Here is a 17686-nt window from a genome sequence, read left to right on the forward strand (position 1 = left end):
ACCCCAGTCAGGTGTGGCCTGTGAGTCACTTGATTGGCGACGGTTTAGTGATCCTCGCAATGGTCATTTGGGGGCTGCTGACGCTGGCTTTTCTGAGCCGTTTACTGCGTTTTCCGCATAGCGTATTGGCGGAAATTCGTCACCCGGTGATGAGCAGCTTTGTCAGTCTGTTTCCGGCCACAACGATGCTGGTCGCGATTGGTTTTGTCCCGTGGTATCGAGCGCTGGCGATTGGGTTGTTCAGCATTGGCGTGGTGATACAGCTGGCCTACGCCGCCTGGCAAACGGCAGGGTTGTGGCGTGGTTCGCATCCAGAGGAAGCCACCACGCCGGGTCTGTATCTGCCGACCGTCGCCAATAACTTTATCAGTGCAATGGCCTGTGGCGCACTGGGTTTCAACGACGCAGGATTGGTGTTTTTAGGCGCCGGGGTTTTTTCCTAGCTCAGTCTGGAGCCGGTGATTCTGCAACGTTTACGTAGCTGCGGTGAGTTGCCTGCGGTGTTACGTACTTCACTTGGCATTCAACTGGCGCCTGCGCTGGTCGCCTGCAGCGCCTGGCTTAGCGTTAACGGCGGCGAGGGCGATACGTTAGCCAAAATGTTGTTCGGCTATGGTCTGCTGCAACTGCTGTTCATGCTACGGCTCATGCCGTGGTATTTGTCACAGCCATTTAATGCGTCTTTCTGGAGCTTCTCGTTTGGCGTGTCGGCTCTGGCAACAACAGGGCTGCATCTGGGCCACGGTAGCGAGTCAGGATTTTTTCATACGCTGTCGATCCCACTGTTTATTTTTACCAATTTTATCATTGCATTATTACTGGTACGTACGTTTGCATTGCTGATGCAGGGGAAACTGCTCATCCGCACGGAGCGTGCTGCATTACTGAAATCTGAGGATAAATAATGACCCTTTGCGACGAAAACTACTTTACTGAGAAATACGATTTAACTCGTACGCATTCCGATGTTGTTGAAGCGGCAAACATTGTTAAGCCAGGTAAAACGTTAGACCTGGGCTGCGGTAACGGTCGTAACAGCCTGTACCTTGCGGCAAACGGTTATGACGTGACAGCATGGGATAAAAATCCCATGAGCATCGCTAACCTTGAGCGTATAAAAGCGGCGGAAGGGCTGACCAATCTGCACGCGAACGTCGCGGATCTCAACGCATTACACTTTGATGGCGAATATGATTTTATTCTTTCTACCGTTGTGCTGATGTTCCTTGAAGCCAAAACTATCCCTGGCCTTATTGAAAATATGCAGCGGTGCACTAAACCGGGCGGATATAACTTAATCGTCGCGGCGATGGATACCGATGATTTTCCGTGTACCGTGGGTTTCCCGTTCGCGTTTAAAACCGGAGAATTGCGCAATTATTACAGCGGATGGGATCTGCTGAAATATAACGAAGACGTGGGTGAACTTCATCGTACGGATGAAAACGGTAATCGAATTAAACTGCGCTTTGCCACAATGCTGGCACGCAAAACTGCCTGAACCTCCCGCCTGGGTTAACTCTTTCTGCGCTCAGCATTTTTTGTGCCGGGCGTAGAGAGAAAATTGTGCGGTGTTTACCATTTTTAGTACATCCAAAATGAAACGGTTTTGCTATGCTTTTTAAGCATCATTGCGAAAACTAAAGGGATCGTTTCATGCGTACTCAAACTTTATTTAAAGTTGCAGTGCTTACTGGCTTGTTGGCATTATCCGGCTGTGCGTCAAAAGTGACCGCGCCGGATAAATATTCTGGGTTTTTAAAAAATTACTCTGATTTGAAGGAAACACAATCAGCATCGGGACAAACCGTACTCCGTTGGGTTGATCCGAGCTACAACGAATCCAAATATGACAACATCGTATATAACCCGGTAACGTATTATCCGGTTCCTAAACCTACCACGCAGGTAGGGCAGCAGGTTCTTGATCAACTGCTGACCTACACCAATACCCAGTTGAAATCCGCCATCAGCAAGCGTAAGCCCCTGGTTACTACCCCTGGGCCACGTAGCCTGATTTTCCGCGGAGCGATTACCGGTGTTGCAACAAGCAAAGAAGGTCTGCAGTTCTATGAAGTAATCCCGGTTGCGCTACTCGTTGCGGGAACACAAATGGCAACGGGTCACCGTACCATGGATACCAACCTCTATTTCGAGGGTGAGTTGATTGATGCTGCGACCAATAAACCGGTAATTAAAGTTGTACGTAAGGGTGAAGGTAAAGATCTGAGCAACGAAAATACGCCGATGGCGTTCGAAACGTTGAAGAAAGTTATTGATGACATGGCGACGGATGCCACCATGTTTGACGTGAACAAAAAACCACAATAATAATCAACGCACCATCTCAGGATGGTGCGTTTTTTTTATGCCACCCGGCGTCGATAGAATAGTTTACCCATCAGCACTTCTGGTCGGGCAAACATCACCATATTCCCCAGTAAAATCAATACCAATCCGGCAATAGCGTTAACTTGCCAGACGTATCCTTCATACAATGTTGACAGCGTTAGCGCAACCAGCGGGAAAAGCAGGGTACTGTATGCCGCCCTACTGGGACCAATGCGACCTACCAGTGTGAAATAAGCGCCGAAAGCAATCACTGAGCCAAAAATAGCCAGATATAACAGCGCGCTGAGATAGCTGAATGTCCACTGTGGCGTAAAATTGTCCCCGCGCATCAGCGCAATGGCAGCGATCAACAGCGTGCCGTACAGCATGGCCCAACTGTTGGTCGTTAACACTTCCAGCCCTTTTTTCTGGTGACGCATGCTGATCATATTACCCAATGAGAAACCGAAGGTTCCAAGGGCGCTTAAGCCGATACCCAGCAGCAAGGAATGATTGAATCCGCTGTTGAGCAAATCCTGCCAGAAAAGAGTCACAATGCCCGTCAGTCCAAGACCGGCTGCGATATAGAAACGCAGCGGTGGTTTTTGCCCAAAAAAGATGAAGCTATTGACCGCATTGAACAGGACGGCCATTGAGAAAATCACCGACTCCAGGCCGGTATTAATCCAGGCCGCAGCCGTATAAAAACACCAGAAGTTGAAGCAAAAAACGCATCCACCCTGTAACAGACAAAACAGATGATCGCGACCAGACAGTTTGCGTAATTTACCGCTAACCAGCAGGATCACTATCATCAGCGAACTGGCAACGGCGAAGCGCCAAAAGATAGAAACCGGCGCAGAAACCGGGCCCTGCTGCAAATAAATCGCAATCCATGTCGTTCCCCAAATTACCACCACCAGGCAGTACAACAGTGCGTTCATACAACTCTCTCTTTTTTGGATTCAGGTTCACACTGTGTCATGTCTGGCGGCAGGAGGCTTTCATCGGTTTGCGGCGGACTTGCAAAATCTTGCGCTTTTTTAGCGTAAAAGCGAAAAGGAAGCTGTTAACAATATGTGGCTGTTATAGACTGAAAGCCTGCTAACTTATTTTGAATGTGATGGTATGCCTCAGCCCTACGATGCCTTTGAAAACTTACGCAAACATAATGCCGTGCTGCATGAATCGGTTGCGTTACATTCAGGGATCCAACTGGCGGCCTGGTCAAACAAGCGCGATACCATCACCCAGTATTGCGATCACCATACGCTCAGTTTATATATCGCGGATGGCTACGAGAGTTACCACAAAACGGCGGGGGGCTGGAAGAATGGCGGCGGACCGGACCGTTTTTGCCTGATGCCGAAAGAGAGCGAGTCGAGTTGGGATATCCGCGACGATCTCTCCTTTGTTCACCTCTATTGTACCGATGCACATCTGCGCGAAGTGGGGGAAAAAGTCTGGGATAGAAGTCCCTATAGCTTCACGCTGGACGAGCACACGTTTGGCAGTGACCCCGGGATCACGGCGGTTTACCGTCAGTTTCTGCTTGATAACGACTGGCAGCAACCGGCCAATCACCTCACGCTCAGCGCGGCATCTTCGCTACTGTTAACGCATCTGATCCAGCATTACAGCAACGTTCAATGGCGACTGCCCACCGTCACCGGGGGACTCGCGCCCGTCACCTTGCGTAACGTGCTGGCCTATATTGACGCGCATCTGGCGTACCCAATCACCCTGAACGATCTGGCTAGCGAGGCGGCGCTCAGCGAATTCCATTTTGCCAGAATGTTTCGCCAGTCGATGAATATGGCACCGCATCAGTACGTGATGCAACGTCGTATGGCGCTGGCGCAGCATCTGGTCTGTTACACTTCACGCAGTTTGTCAGATATTGCGATGACCTGCGGATTCAGTTCGGCAAGCCATTTTAGTAACCGGTTTAAACAGGTAACCGGTAAAACGCCAACGCAGCTACGTGCGGCGAAATAACGTCAACACGGCGTAGCAGATACCGCCGACGACCAGCCCCCAGAATGCAGATCCAACCCCCAATAACGTCAGGCCGCTGGCCGTGACCAAAAACGTAACGATGGCTGCATCGCGTTCCGCTTCATTATGCAACGCCTGATACAAACTACCGCTAATCGTCCCGAGCAAGGCCAGACCGGCCAGCATCTGGATCCAGCTTACGGGCAGTGCCGCCATTAGTCCTGTGACTGAACCGCCAAACACCCCAGCCAGAAGATAGAAGACGCCAGCCGCGGCGGCGGCGAGCCAGCGTCGTTTGGCATCAGGATGCGCTTCGGGACTTTGGCAAATTGCGGCGGTTATGGCGGCAATGCAGATGGAGTAGACACCAAACGGTGAAAACAGCAGCGCCAGCAGACCGGTAAAGATAATGAGCGGTGAAACGGGTAATGAATAGCCCGAGGCATTCATAGTGGCAATACCAGGGGCATTTTGTGAAGCCATGGTAACCAGAAACAGCGGTAGCGCAATGCTGATACTGTGGGCAAATGAAAAGTGTGGGGCAATAAACGCAGGCATGACCGGCGACAAATTCACTCCGCTTGTGACAATGTCACCTTTTATTAGCGCGATAACGATACCCGCCAGCATCGCGGCGATCGTCGCGTACCGTGGGGCTGTGACTTTAAATACCAGCCATGCCACCAGCATACTACCGCACAAAATAAGCTCACTGTTGAGGCTATTAAAGGCCTGCAGACCAAAGCGCAGTAGGATCCCGGCCAGCATGGCTGATGCCAGTGAGTGGGGGATTATTTTCATCAGACGGGCAAACAATCCGGTTATGCCGCACAGCACAATCAACGCGTTAGCTACGATAAAAACGCCGATAGCATCCTGAATCGATACCCCGTGCAGACCCGTAACCAGCAGCGCGGCGCCAGGTGTTGACCAGGCCGTGAGCACAGGAGCGCGATACCATAACGTCAGCGCCAGCGTACTGACGCCCATTGCAATCCCCAGCGCGGTCATCCAGCCCGCGATTTGTTCGGTGGTCGCACCTGCGGCCAGGGCCGCTTGCCAGATAATGGCAGCCGAGCTGGCGTAACCGACCAGGACAGCCACAAAACCCGATAATACGGTGGGTAGTGGGATGGAAAATGCGCGCATAGTCACTCCGTGTGCGTTATAACGGTCAATTAATGTAGCACTGTGCGTTATAGCGTACAAGTGCTAAGCTGTAGCCTTGAGAAAGGAGAGTCAGGAAGGCGAAAAATGGAAAACTTAACCCACTATCTGGCCACAACGCTTCGCACGCTACGTCACCAGCGGGAATGGAGCCTGTCACGTTTGGCGGAGGAAACCGGCGTGTCAAAAGCCATGTTGGGGCAGATTGAGCGCAACGAATCCAGCCCAACGGTGGCGACATTGTGGAAAATTGCTACCGGACTGAACGTGCCATTCTCGACGTTTATTTCACCGCCAGAGTCAGACGGCGCGCCAACATTCGATCCCCAGCAGCAGGCGATGGTCGTCACGCCATTGTTTCCGTGGGACCCACAGCTGTGCTTCGATCATTTTTCGATACAGCTGGCACCTGGCGCACTCAGTGAATCGACTCCGCATGAAACCGGCGTTATAGAGCACGTGGTGGTGATAAATGGGCTGCTGGATATGTGTATTGAGGGGCAGTGGCGCACCATGAAATCCGGCGAGGGGGTGCGTTTTGCGGGAGACAGGGCGCATAGCTACCGTAACAGTAGCGAACAAACGGTTCACTTTCATTCCCTGATCCATTACCCGCGCGGTTAATCGGGAAAACTATTCCGAAAAGCCGCGCTTGTGACTACAATAGCCGCCATTTTTACCACTTGTGGATGGTAACAACTGTATGCGCCAGCAGCCTCATCACCTTGAATTGTTAAGCCCGGCCCGGGATACCGCCATTGCACGTGAAGCCATTTTGCACGGCGCTGACGCCGTTTACATTGGCGGACCGGGTTTTGGCGCGCGTCATAACGCCAGTAACAGCCTGAAAGATATCGCCGAACTGGTGCCGTTTGCGCATCGTTACGGGGCGAAAATCTTTGTGACGCTAAATACAATCTTGCATGATGATGAGCTGGAGCCCGCACAGCGATTAATTACCGATCTGTATCAGACCGGCGTTGACGCCCTGATTGTGCAGGATATGGGGATTCTGGAGCTGGATATCCCTCCCATTGAGCTGCACGCCAGCACCCAATGTGATATTCGCAGCGTCGAGAAGGCGAAGTTTCTTTCTGACGTCGGATTCACCCAAATTGTCCTCGCGCGCGAACTGAGCCTTGAGCAGATAAACGCCATCCATCAGGCTACGGATGCGACTATTGAATTTTTCATTCACGGTGCGCTGTGCGTCGCCTATTCAGGCCAGTGTTATATTTCACATGCGCAAACCGGACGTAGCGCTAACCGCGGTGACTGTTCTCAGGCTTGTCGCCTGCCGTATACCCTGAAAGACGATCAGGGGCGCGTCGTGTCCTATGAAAAACATCTGCTGTCGATGAAAGATAACGATCAGACCGCCAACCTCGGCGCGTTGATTGACGCAGGCGTGCGCTCCTTCAAAATTGAAGGGCGCTATAAAGACATGAGCTATGTGAAGAATATTACCGCGCATTATCGTCAGATGCTGGACGCCATAATTGAAGAGCGCGGCGATCTTGCCCGTTCTTCAGCCGGGCGTACCGAACATTTCTTTACTCCATCCACGGAAAAGACCTTCCATCGCGGCAGCACCGATTATTTTGTGAATGCCCGTAAAGGGGATATCGGCGCATTCGACTCACCAAAGTTCATCGGTCTGCCGGTTGGCGAAGTCCTGAAGGTGGCAAAAGATCATCTCGATGTTGAGGTAACAGAACCGCTGGCCAACGGGGATGGTCTGAACGTGTTAATCAAGCGTGAGGTCGTCGGATTTCGCGCCAACACCGTTGAAAAAACGGGGCACAATCGTTATCGGGTGTGGCCGAATGAAATGCCCGCCGACCTGCACAAAGTGCGCGCCAACCATCCGCTGAACCGCAATCTCGATCATAACTGGCAGCAAGCGTTGACCAAAACCTCCAGCGAACGCCGCGTCGCGGTCGATATTGAGCTGGGCGGCTGGCAGGAACAGTTGATCCTGACGCTCACCAGTGAGGAGGGGGTGAGTATCACCCATACGCTGGACGGCCAGTTTGAGGAAGCGAACAATGCAGAAAAAGCGTTGAGCAACCTGCAGGATGGTCTGGCAAAACTGGGACAAACGCTGTATTACGCCCGTAATATTCAGGTGAATCTGCCGGGAGCATTGTTCGTGCCGAACGGTCAACTGAATCAGCTGCGACGTGAAGCGGTCGATATGCTGGATGCAGCTCGTTTGCAAAACTATCAGCGCGGTCGCCGTAAACCGGTTGCCCAGCCGGCGCCGGTTTACCCGCAAACGCATCTGAGCTTTCTGGCTAACGTCTACAACCATAAAGCGCGAGAGTTTTATCACCGTTATGGCGTGCAGTTGATTGATGCCGCCTATGAGGCGCATGAAGAAAAGGGCGATGTGCCGGTGATGATCACCAAACATTGCCTGCGTTTTGCGTTTAACCTGTGTCCGAAACAGGCGAAAGGAAATATCAAAAGCTGGAAAGCCACGCCGATGCAGCTGGTTAACGGCGATGAGGTCCTGACGCTGAAATTTGATTGCCGACCGTGCGAAATGCACGTGATCGGCAAGATGAAACATCACATTCTGAAGATGCCGTTGCCGGGCAGCGTGGTGGCTTCCGTCAGCCCTGAAGAACTGCTGAAAACGTTGCCAAAGCGTAAAAGCTAACGGTTAGCTCTGATGTGTATCGGGTTTGCGTGATTTTTGCCAGTAATGGTGTTCGCGAAGATCGGCGGCGGATTCTTCCGCCGTCATTCGTAGCTCATCGCTGTCGGCCGTGTGTCGTAATAAGTGATCGGCATCCTGCACCTGAATATATTCATGTCCCTGATTGGTAGCGAGAAGCTGACCGGAAAAAAGCGCGCTGGCCAGCAATAACACCGTTAACCCTTTCTTAAACATCATGCACCCTCTGGTACGTTAGCTGCGGAATTGACGATAATTTCGCCAGGTGACTATTCAATATTTTAATCGGGTTAATGACAATCTCTGTTTTGTCATTTCGATGTTTTTTACATTTTTGTTTAGATAACGTTGGGATTTGTCACAACCGGGCAGTGCAGCGCTGCCCGGTTGTTATCAGGGAGAGAATCAGGATTTAAATCCGGCGGCCGTCATCAGGAGACGAAAGAACATACCAACGGCGGCCAGGGCCAGCACGCTGCCGCCCCAGAGGATCACCAGCCACATCAGGCGTTTCCAGATTGTTTGTTGCATCAATGATACCCCTCACCATGTTGAACTTTGCCGCGGAAAACGTAGTAGCTCCAGAAGGTGTACACCAGGATTATCGGGATAATCAGCAGCGCGCCAACCAACATAAAGCCATGACTCTGCGCCGGAGCTGCCGCCTGCCACAGCGTAATGGACGGTGGAATGATGTGGGGCCAGATACTGATCCCCAGCCCGCTGAACCCGAGAAAAATCAGCCCCAGCGTCAATACAAAAGGCAGCGTATGGCTGTTTTGCTGACCCAGCGAGCGCCACAGCCAGAGGCTAATCAGCGCAACCAGGAGCGGAACCGGCATCAGGAACCACAGATTGGGCAGGCTAAACCAACGCTCGGCAATGGCGCTGTGCGCCAGCGGCGTCCACAGGCTGATAATGGCAATGACAACCAGCATCGCCAGCAGCAGTTTTCTTGCCACGCAGCGCATTTTATCCTGCAACGGATTTTCGCTTTTCATCACCAGCCATGTTGGGGAGCCCGCAGAATTCGGAAAAAATCGTACGCTAAGGTTTTCCGGGCATCCGTAAGGGCCGAAACTTCCCGTCTTCCAGTCTGCGGCTCTGCCGCCAGACGTAATCGCCGGTTAGGTTGATGTGCTCCCAGCCCAGCGGCGACAGGAATTGCAGCAGCTCGCCGTCCACCGGCTTGCCGGCCTCGACCAACCCCTGGGTGGCGCGTTCCAGGTACACCGTGTTCCACAGCACGATAGCCGCCGTCACCAGGTTGAGGCCGCTGGCCCGGTAGCGCTGCTGCTCGAAGCTCCGATCCCTGATTTCCCCAAGGCGGTTGAAGAACACCGCCCTGGCCAGCGAGTTGCGCGCCTCACCTTTGTTCAGGCCGGCATGCACGCGGCGGCGCAGTTCAACACTTTGCAGCCAGTCCAGGATGAACAGCGTGCGCTCGATCCGGCCCAGCTCGCGCAGGGCCACGGCCAGTCCGTTCTGGCGCGGGTAGCTGCCGAGCTTGCGCAGCATCAGCGAGGCGGTGACGGTGCCCTGCTTGATCGAGCTGGCCAGGCGCAGGATGTCGTCCCAGTGGGCACGCACGTGCTTGATGTTCAGGGTGCCGCCGATCAGCGGGCGCAACGTCGGGTAGGCTTGCACGCCCTGCGGCACGTACAGCTTGGTTTCGCCGAGGTCGCGGATGCGCGGCGCGAAGCGGAAGCCTAGCAGGTGCATCAGGGCAAAGACGTGATCGGTGAAGCCGGCCGTGTCGGTGTAGTGCTCCTCGATCCGCAGGTCGGACTCGTGGTACAGCAGGCCGTCGAGCACATAGGTGGAATCGCGGACGCCGACATTCACCACGCGGGTGCTGAACGGCGCGTACTGGTCGGAGATATGGGTATAGAACAGCCGTCCCGGCTCGCTACCGTACTTCGGGTTGACGTGCCCGGTGCTCTCGCCCCGGCCACCCGCGCGGAAGCGCTGGCCATCGGAGGATGAGGTCGTGCCGTCGCCCCAGTGGGCGGCAAAGGCGTGGCGATACTGGTGGTTGACCAGCTCGGCCAAGGCCGCCGAATAGGTTTCGTCGCGGATGTGCCAGGCTTGCAGCCAGGACAGCTTGGCGTAGGTCAGGCCGGGGCTCGACTCGGCCATCTTGGTCAGCCCGAGGTTGATCGCATCACCGAGGATTGCGGACAGCAGCAACGTCCTGTCTTTGGCCTCGGCCCCGTCCTTCAAGTGGGTGAAGTGGCGGCTGAAGCCCGTCCAGTCGTCCACGTCCATCAGCAGTTCGGTGATCTTGATGCGCGGCAGTAACTGGCTGGTTTGGTCGATCAGCGCCTGCGCCCGATCCGGCACCGCCGCATCCAGCGGGGTGATTTTCAGCCCTGACTCGGTGAGGATGGCATCGGGCAGCTCGTTGTCCTTGGCCAGGCGGGTGACGGTGGCCAACTGCTCGTCCAGCAGCTGCAAACGCTCTTCCAGGTACTGGTCGCTGTTCGGGTTGATCGCCAGGGGCAGGGCCTGCTCGCGCTTGAGTGCGGCGAACTTCTCGGCCGGCAGCAGGTAGTCGTCGAAGTCGCGGAACTGCCGCGAGCCCTTGACCCAGATGTCGCCGGAGCGCAGGGCGTTCTTCAGCTCGGACAGGGCGCAGATTTCGTAGAATTTCCGGTCGAGGCCTTCCGGGGTGATCACCAGCGGCTTCCAGCGCGGCTTGATGAAGGCCGTGGGTGCATCGGCCGGCACCTTGCGCAGGTTGTCGGCGTTCATCTCACGCAGGGTCTGCACGGCTGCCAGCACGCCTTGCGCGGCCGGCGCGGCGCGCAGTTCCAGCACCTCCAGCAAGGCCGGCGTGTAACGGCGCAGGGTGGCGAAGTTCTCGCCGACCAGGTGCAGGTGGTCGAAGCCTTCCGGCCGGGCCAGCAGCTCGGCCTCGCTGACGCTCTCGGTGAACTCGTCCCAGGGAATCACCGCCTCGATGGCGGCATAGGGGTCGCTGCCGCTTTCCTTCGCTTCCAGCAGCGCCTGGCCGATCCTGGAGTACAGGCGCACCTTGTCGTTGATCGCCTTGCCCTGCTTCTGGAACTGCTGCTGATGCTTGTGCTTCGCGCCGCTGAACAGCTTGACCAGGATGCGGTCATGCAGATCGACCAGCTCATCGATCACGGTCGCGGTGCTCTCCAGCACCACGGCGGCCAGGGTCGCGTAGCGGCGCTGCGGCTCGAACTTACCGAGGTCTTTGGGCGTCATCTGCCCACCCTCGCGGGCCAGCTTGAGCAGGCGGTTCTGGTGGATGTGCCGGCCCAGGCCTTCGGGCAAGTCCACCAACTGAAATGTCTTCAGCCGCTCGATGTGTTCCAGCATGTGCCGAGAGTTGGGTTTCAGCGGTGCCTGGCGCAGCCAGGTCAACCAGGTGATGCTGCTGCCGGCCTTGAGCTTCAACAGCTCGTCCAGCTTGGCCCGATGCGAGTCCGTGAGTGGTTCGACCAGGGCGCGGTAGACCCGCCGATTGGCTCGCGCAATGGCTTCCGAGCAGGCCCGGTCAATCACGCTCAGCGCCGGCAGGATGCGTCGTTTCTGCCGTAGGCTCTCCAGGGCCTGACCGGCCAGCAGCAAGCCTTTGTCGGTCTGCTGGGCCAGCTCGGTTAGCTCGCGCACCAGGGCGCGGAAGTCGGACAGGCCGAACGGGGCCAGTTGCAGGTAGGTGCGCAGTTCCTGGGCATGCTCGCGACGGGTCACGTCGCGCTCGCCGTACTTTGCCCAGCTCGCCGGCTCGGCCTGGACTTGCTTCGCCACCCACAGGATGACCGGCTCGGGCAGCTCGCTGTCGGTTCCCAGCGCGTAACCGGGGTAGCGCAGCAGGCAGAGCTGCACGGCGAAGCCGAGGCGGTTGGCGTCGCCGCGTCGCTGGCGGATCAGCGACAGGTCGGAGTCGTTGAAGGTGTAGTAGCGGATCAGGTCATCCTGGCTTTCCGGCAGCGCAAGCAGGGTGTCCCGCTCCGTGGCCGAGAGGATCAAGCGACGCGGCATGTGTCAGTCGTCCGTGCGGAGGTACTGGTAGAGGGTTTCCCGGCTGATGTTGAACTCGCGGGCAAGCTGCGCCTTGGGCTCGCCGGCCGTCGCTCGCTGCCGCAGGGTAGCAGCCTGCTCATCGGACAGGGCTTTCTTGCGGCCCCGGTACGCGCCACGCTGCTTGGCCAAGGCGATGCCCTCACGCTGCCGCTCGCGGATCAGGGCGCGCTCGAACTCAGCGAAGGCCCCCATCACCGACAGCATCAGGTTGGCCATCGGCGAGTCCTCGCCAGTGAACACCAGGCCCTCCTTCAGGAACTCGATGCGCACGCCGCGCTGAGTCAGCTTCTGTACCAAGCGACGCAGGTCATCGAGGTTGCGGGCCAGCCGATCCATGCTGTGCACCACCACTGTATCGCCTTCGCGGACGAAGCTCAGCAGCGCTTCGAGCTGGGGGCGCTGGGTGTCCTTGCCCGATGCCTTGTCGGTGAACACCTTGCTCACCTGGGTTTGTTCCAGCTGGCGTTCCGGGTTCTGGTCAAAGCTGCTGACCCGGACGTAGCCGATGCGGTGCCCCTGCACGATGTCTCCTTGGTTGAAGGCGGCTTAAGTGCACTTTCTGTTCCGTTGTGCCTCAAAGCCCATTTCTGTCAGGCTGAAATCTATAACCTTCGCGGGCATGTGTCAAAAAATGGGAAAGCAGACTCTATTCTGACGAAGCGGCGCGGCCCTGCCTGACATCAAGTTAGGGTATAGCCTAGATTGACATGCGCGATGCAACCCTTAACTTGCTTGCACCTATCGTTTCCATGCTAGCTTTATCGTAACGCTAAGGAAGCTCTGAAAAAGCCCATGTTTCGCGAAATCACCGCTCTGTAACCCGCATGGTTGCTGGGATGCATTTCTCGAGCGGGGGCTTTTTCAGACCTTCCTTAGCTTAGCGTACGATTTTTTCCGAATTCTGCGGTTCCCCCATGTTGCCCCCAACAGGGCGTAGGCTACAACCAGGCCCACGCCGCAGAACAGGGTAAAGGGGGTCAGCCAGTCGAAAGGACCGCCGCTGTAGCTGCGTCCGGTGACGGAAAACCCGTTGAGTACGGCACCGACCACAATACCCTGAGTGAATGTCGCGAGGATTGAACCGCCGAGAAAAGCTTTGTCCCAGAATGGTCGATGCGCCGGCGTGGCTTTGAAGCGAAACTCAAACGCGACGCCGCGAAATATCAGGCCGATGAGCATCAGGGTCAACGGGATCGTCAGCGCATCGACAATCACCGCATAGGCCAGGGGAAAAGCGCCGAATAATCCGGCGCCACCCAACACCAGCCAGGTTTCATTACCGTCCCATACCGGGGCGACGCTGTTGACCATCACATCGCGGTCATCCGCATCCGAAATCGCAGGGAATAAAATACCGATCCCGAGATCAAAACCGTCCATCACGATATACATCAGCGTGGCGAACACGATAATTACAAACCAGATAACTGATAAATCGATACCCATTAGCGGTGTGCCTCCGGTTGAGAATCGAGAACAACAGCAGAAAGCGGCCGTGCCGGCGTGCCTGTTGGTGGAATGGTCGGCTCATCTTCCTGTGGCCCTTTGCGGATCAGGCGGATCATGTAGCTGTAACCCACGCCAAACACCGAGCTATACACAACAAAGAAAGACAGTAGGCTGATGCTCATATGTAAATCACCATGTGCGGAAACCGCATCCGCCGTACGTTGCAAACCGTAAACCACCCACGGCTGACGGCCAACTTCGGTGGTCACCCAGCCAGCAAGGATGGCAATCAGACCGGAGGGCCCCATCCACAATGCAAAGCGCAGGAAAGGACGTGAGGTGTATAGCCGCTCCTTATAACGCAGCCACAGGGCAAACGCGCCCAGCAGGATCATCAGCATGCCTAACCCTGCCATAATGCGAAACGACCAGAACACGATGGTGGAATTGGGCCTGTCCTCCTTCGGAAATTCTTTTAACGCCGGGACCTGTTTATCCAGACTATGAGTCAGGATCAGGCTGCCCAGCGCCGGGATTTCCAGCCCATAGCGGGTGCGCTCCTGCTCCATATCCGGCCAGCCGAACAACAGCAGCGGGGTCGGTTCACCGGGCGGATTTTCCCAGTGTCCTTCAATCGCCGCAATTTTTGCAGGCTGGTGCTTCAGCGTATTCAACCCGTGCATATCGCCAATTAAGGCTTGCAGCGGGGCGACGATTAACGTCATCCACAGCGCCATTGAAAACATCGCGCGAATTGCTGGCGTGCTATTACCGCGCAATAAATGCCATGCGGCTGATGCCGCGACAAACAGCGCGCTGCTCAGGAAGGCGGCAACGGACATATGCAGCAAACGATAAGGGAAGGAAGGATTGAAAATCACGGCGAACCAGTCGACGGGAACGACTTGCCCGTTAACAATTTCATAGCCCTGTGGCGTTTGCATCCAGCTGTTGGAGGCGAGGATCCAGAAGGTAGAAATAATAGTACCCAGCGCAACCATACAGGTTGCGAAGAAGTGAAGTCCTGGGCCAACCCGGTTCCAGCCAAACAGCATTACCCCGAGGAAGCCCGCTTCGAGGAAGAAGGCGGTTAATACTTCATAGGTCAGCAGCGGCCCGGTGATGCTACCGGCGAACTCAGAAAAACCACTCCAGTTCGTGCCGAACTGATAAGCCATCACCAGCCCGGAAACCACGCCCATACCAAAGTTTACGGCGAATATTTTCGACCAGAAATGGTATAGCGAGCGCCAGGTCGGATTTTTCGTTTTTAACCATAACCCTTCGAGCACCGCCAGATAACTGGCGAGGCCAATGGTAATCGCCGGAAAAGGATACCGTAAACGCGAACTGGATCCTCGCCAGGTGAAACGCGTCAAGACCGAACATGCTTAGCTCCGCAGGCAAAATTGATTTAGCGCAATTCTAAGGCTGCGAAGCAATGGAAGGCAGAAACAGAACAGTTCTTTTTAACCATAACAGTTGTCGTGCTGTTATAGGTTGGCCTGGCTGATATGAAATCTGGAACCTGGATTCCTGTTATTGAATCGCGTCCTCCCCATGCGAGTGATTTTACGCTATCACTAGCGAGGTAATGAAAAGGTAATCATAAATGTTTACTTTGTGCGTATAATAGACGACAGGGAGGCGCAGTGAAGCAAAGTGAGTTCAGACGCTGGCTTGAATCTCAGGGAGTGGCTGTTACAAACGGCTCAAATCATCTGAAGTTGAGGTACCAGGGAAGGCGTAGCGTTATGCCCAGGCATCCTGGTGATGAAATAAAAGAAGCCTTGCGAAAATCGATCCTGAAGCAGCTTGGTTTACAGTCATCATCAATATGAGGTTAATTATATGAGAGATTTTGAAAAAATCATGCGTTATCCCGTTAATCTAATCCCCTCCGTGGAAGGTGGATTCGTGGTTTCTTTCCCGGATATTCCTGAAGCATTAACCCAGGGCGAAACCCGTCATGGGGCTTTGCAGGCTGCGCAGTCTGCATTGGTGACCGCTTTTGAATTCTATTTCGACGATAACGAACCGATTCCTTTACCTTCGGCGGTTGGCACTGAAGGTGACTATGTGGAAATCCCCCTGAGCATTGCGTCGAAGGTTCTTTTGTTAAATGCCTTTCTTGAATCAAAAATCACCCAGCAGGAGCTGGCAAACAGGATCGGCAGGCCTAAGCAGGAAATTACCCGTTTGTTCGATTTAAAGCACGCGACAAAAATTGATGCTGTGCAAATAGCTGCACGCGCCTTAGGCAAGGAGCTGTCAGTAACAATGTTGTAAAACTGTTAACTATAACAGTTATAAAAAATGCCCTGATTATGTAAACTGATATATACAGTGCGTGTCACCGACACCGATTATCAGGACGAAAAATGAAAAAATACCAGCGACTGGCTGAGCAAATTCGCGATCAAATCGCGTCTGGCGTATGGCAGCCCGGCGATCGCTTGCCATCCTTGCGCGAGCAGGTGGTCAGCAGCGGCATGAGTTTTATGACCGTCGGACATGCATATCAGTTGCTGGAAAGTCAGGGCCGGATTATCGCCCGGCCGCAGTCGGGTTACTATGTTGCCGCGCGCCCTGAACGTGAGCTGGCAGCGCCGCAGGCGCAGGTGATGCGCGATGAAGCGGTGGATATCAACACCTATATTTTTGATATGCTGCAGGCCAGCCGGGATGCGTCAGTGATGCCATTTGCCTCTGCATTCCCCGACCCGCGTCTGTTTCCCCTCCAGCAGTTGAACCGCTCGCTGGCGCAGGTCAGTAAAACCGCGACCGCCATGAGCGTGATAGAAAACCTGCCGCCGGGAAATGCTGAGCTGCGCCATGCCATTGCCCGCCGCTATGCTCAACAGGGGATGACCATTTCACCTGATGAAATTGTCATCACTACCGGTGCGCTGGATGCCCTCAACCTGAGCCTGCAGGCGGTTACCGAACCGGGAGACTGGGTGATTGTCGAAAATCCCTGTTTCTATGGGGCGTTGCAGGCCCTGGAGCGATTACGGCTGAAGGCGCTTTCAATTGCCACCGACGTGAAAGAGGGGATCGATCTTACCGCGCTGGAGCAAGCGTTGCAGGAGTATCCGGTAAAAGCCTGCTGGCTGATGACCAACAGCCAAAATCCGCTGGGTTTTACGCTCAGCCCAGAGAAAAAGGCGCACCTGGTCGCATTGCTGGAAAAATATCATGTAATGCTGATAGAAGATGATGTCTACAGCGAGCTGTACTTTGGTCGCGAAAAACCACTGCCTGCCAAAGCCTGGGATCGCGCCGACAGCGTTTTGCATTGTTCATCCTTCTCGAAGTGCCTGGTGCCCGGATTTCGCGTGGGCTGGGTGGCGGCCGGGAAGCATGCTCGACGTATTCAGCGACTCCAGCTCATGAGCACGTTATCCACCAGTTCCCCCATGCAGCTTGCGCTCGTGGATTATCTGTCAACCCGGCGCTATGACGCGCATCTGCGCCGCTTACGCCGTCAACTGGCGGAACGCAAACAGCAGGCCTGGCAAACGTTGCTGCGTCATCTTCCGGCGGAAGTCAAAATTCACCATAACGACAGCGGCTATTTTCTGTGGCTGGAACTGCCTGAACCGCTTGATGCAGGCGTGCTCAGCACCCAGGCACTGGCGCACCATATCAGCATTGCACCGGGAAAAATGTTTTCGACCTCGGGGAGCTGGACTCGTTTTTTTCGCTTTAATACCGCATGGCACTGGGGAGAGCGTGAGGAACAGGCTGTGAAACAGCTGGGAAAATTAATTCGCGAGATGATGAAATAAAACGTAACGCGCTATTCAATATAAAAGAATAGCGCGTTCTTATTTTCGAAATAGAGAATACCTAACCCCGATGTTATTTATATCGGGTGCTACCATACAAAAAATCAATAGTTCTTACTATTGCCACCGTTGCACCTAACTCCTTGTCTATACTCCAGAAGATTAAAGCTCCCGATCAGCGTCAGTAGCGTAATGAGCGTTAGCTCACAAC

General features: G+C 54.8%; 14 protein-coding genes and 4 pseudogenes. 9 read left to right on the forward strand and 9 right to left on the reverse strand.

Annotated elements, in window-relative coordinates; genetic code table 11:
- Positions 1-5: 5 nt before the first annotated feature.
- The 3 genes and pseudogenes from tehA to HV037_RS12070 form a co-directional block, all read left to right on the forward strand.
- Positions 6-905 (forward strand): annotated as a pseudogene (gene tehA, locus HV037_RS12060) (dicarboxylate transporter/tellurite-resistance protein TehA); the annotation flags it as partial.
- Positions 905-1501, forward strand: a complete 597-nt coding sequence (gene tehB / locus HV037_RS12065) for a tellurite resistance methyltransferase TehB (RefSeq protein ID WP_103283793.1) — start codon at positions 905-907, stop codon at positions 1499-1501. The pseudogene tehA and the gene tehB, both read left to right, overlap by 1 nt.
- 155 nt (positions 1502-1656) lie before the next feature.
- Positions 1657-2331: a DUF3313 domain-containing protein gene (locus HV037_RS12070; protein WP_019076834.1), complete on the forward strand. Its 675-nt coding sequence runs from the start codon at positions 1657-1659 to the stop codon at positions 2329-2331.
- 35 nt (positions 2332-2366) lie between these two features.
- On the opposite strand, the gene HV037_RS12075 is transcribed toward HV037_RS12070, so the two are convergent.
- Entirely contained in the window at positions 2367-3275 is a 909-nt protein-coding gene (locus tag HV037_RS12075) for a DMT family transporter (protein ID WP_016153163.1), read from the reverse strand.
- A gap of 184 nt (positions 3276-3459) precedes the next feature.
- Here HV037_RS12075 and HV037_RS12080 point away from each other — a divergent pair, with 184 nt between their 5' ends.
- Positions 3460-4329: an AraC family transcriptional regulator gene (locus HV037_RS12080; protein WP_103283794.1), complete on the forward strand. Its 870-nt coding sequence runs from the start codon at positions 3460-3462 to the stop codon at positions 4327-4329.
- Here the strand turns inward: HV037_RS12080 and HV037_RS12085 are convergent.
- The gene (locus tag HV037_RS12085; protein ID WP_146053234.1) at positions 4312-5478 is read right to left on the reverse strand and encodes a benzoate/H(+) symporter BenE family transporter; all 1167 of its coding nucleotides are present in this window, start codon (positions 5476-5478) and stop codon (positions 4312-4314) included. The genes HV037_RS12080 and HV037_RS12085 overlap by 18 nt on opposite strands.
- 105 nt (positions 5479-5583) lie before the next feature.
- Here HV037_RS12085 and HV037_RS12090 point away from each other — a divergent pair, with 105 nt between their 5' ends.
- Together HV037_RS12090 and HV037_RS12095 are read left to right on the forward strand one after the other, a co-directional pair.
- Entirely contained in the window at positions 5584-6120 is a 537-nt protein-coding gene (locus tag HV037_RS12090) for an XRE family transcriptional regulator (RefSeq protein WP_016153160.1), read from the forward strand.
- 79 nt (positions 6121-6199) lie between these two features.
- Positions 6200-8161 (forward strand): U32 family peptidase, encoded by a 1962-nt coding sequence (locus tag HV037_RS12095; RefSeq protein WP_019076832.1) that lies wholly within the window; start codon positions 6200-6202, stop codon positions 8159-8161.
- Between the two features lie 3 nt (positions 8162-8164).
- Here HV037_RS12095 and HV037_RS12100 read toward each other — a convergent pair whose 3' ends face one another.
- The 7 genes and pseudogenes from HV037_RS12100 to HV037_RS12130 all read right to left on the reverse strand — a co-directional run bounded on the left by HV037_RS12100 (position 8165) and on the right by HV037_RS12130 (position 15073).
- Positions 8165-8395 carry a DUF2554 family protein gene (locus HV037_RS12100; protein WP_016156585.1) on the reverse strand — a complete coding sequence of 77 codons (231 nt, stop codon included), beginning with the start codon at positions 8393-8395 and terminating at the stop codon, positions 8165-8167.
- 189 nt (positions 8396-8584) lie between these two features.
- On the reverse strand, positions 8585-8710 hold the full coding sequence (locus HV037_RS12105) for a DUF2474 domain-containing protein (RefSeq protein WP_003020230.1): 126 nt from the start codon (positions 8708-8710) through the stop codon (positions 8585-8587).
- A pseudogene (locus HV037_RS12110) lies at positions 8710-9192 on the reverse strand (cytochrome d ubiquinol oxidase subunit II); the annotation flags it as partial. The gene HV037_RS12105 and the pseudogene HV037_RS12110, both read right to left, overlap by 1 nt.
- Positions 9193-9226: 34 nt before the next feature.
- Positions 9227-12193, reverse strand: coding sequence for a Tn3-like element TnAs1 family transposase (locus HV037_RS12115; protein WP_001138014.1), 2967 nt, complete (start codon positions 12191-12193; stop codon positions 9227-9229).
- A 3-nt stretch (positions 12194-12196) separates the two neighbouring features.
- On the reverse strand, positions 12197-12757 hold the full coding sequence (locus tag HV037_RS12120; RefSeq protein WP_001161490.1) for a recombinase family protein: 561 nt from the start codon (positions 12755-12757) through the stop codon (positions 12197-12199).
- Between the two features lie 390 nt (positions 12758-13147).
- Positions 13148-13681, reverse strand: a pseudogene (gene cydB, locus HV037_RS12125) (cytochrome d ubiquinol oxidase subunit II); the annotation flags it as partial.
- Positions 13681-15073: pseudogene (locus HV037_RS12130) on the reverse strand (cytochrome ubiquinol oxidase subunit I). The pseudogenes cydB and HV037_RS12130, both read right to left, overlap by 1 nt.
- A gap of 263 nt (positions 15074-15336) precedes the next feature.
- Between HV037_RS12130 and HV037_RS12135 the strand changes: the two are divergent.
- From HV037_RS12135 to HV037_RS12145, 3 genes are all read left to right on the forward strand, one after another.
- Positions 15337-15525, forward strand: a complete 189-nt coding sequence (locus tag HV037_RS12135; RefSeq protein ID WP_049259794.1) for a type II toxin-antitoxin system HicA family toxin — start codon at positions 15337-15339, stop codon at positions 15523-15525.
- A gap of 31 nt (positions 15526-15556) precedes the next feature.
- Positions 15557-15973 carry a type II toxin-antitoxin system HicB family antitoxin gene (locus HV037_RS12140; RefSeq protein ID WP_146053235.1) on the forward strand — a complete coding sequence of 139 codons (417 nt, stop codon included), beginning with the start codon at positions 15557-15559 and terminating at the stop codon, positions 15971-15973.
- 92 nt (positions 15974-16065) lie between these two features.
- On the forward strand, positions 16066-17475 hold the full coding sequence (locus tag HV037_RS12145; protein WP_103283798.1) for a PLP-dependent aminotransferase family protein: 1410 nt from the start codon (positions 16066-16068) through the stop codon (positions 17473-17475).
- The last annotated feature ends 211 nt before the right edge of the window (positions 17476-17686 follow it).

Origin of the sequence: Citrobacter sp. RHBSTW-00017 (assembly GCF_013797615.1) — a bacterium.
In the GTDB taxonomy this organism is placed as follows: Bacteria; Pseudomonadota; Gammaproteobacteria; order Enterobacterales; family Enterobacteriaceae; genus Citrobacter; species Citrobacter braakii.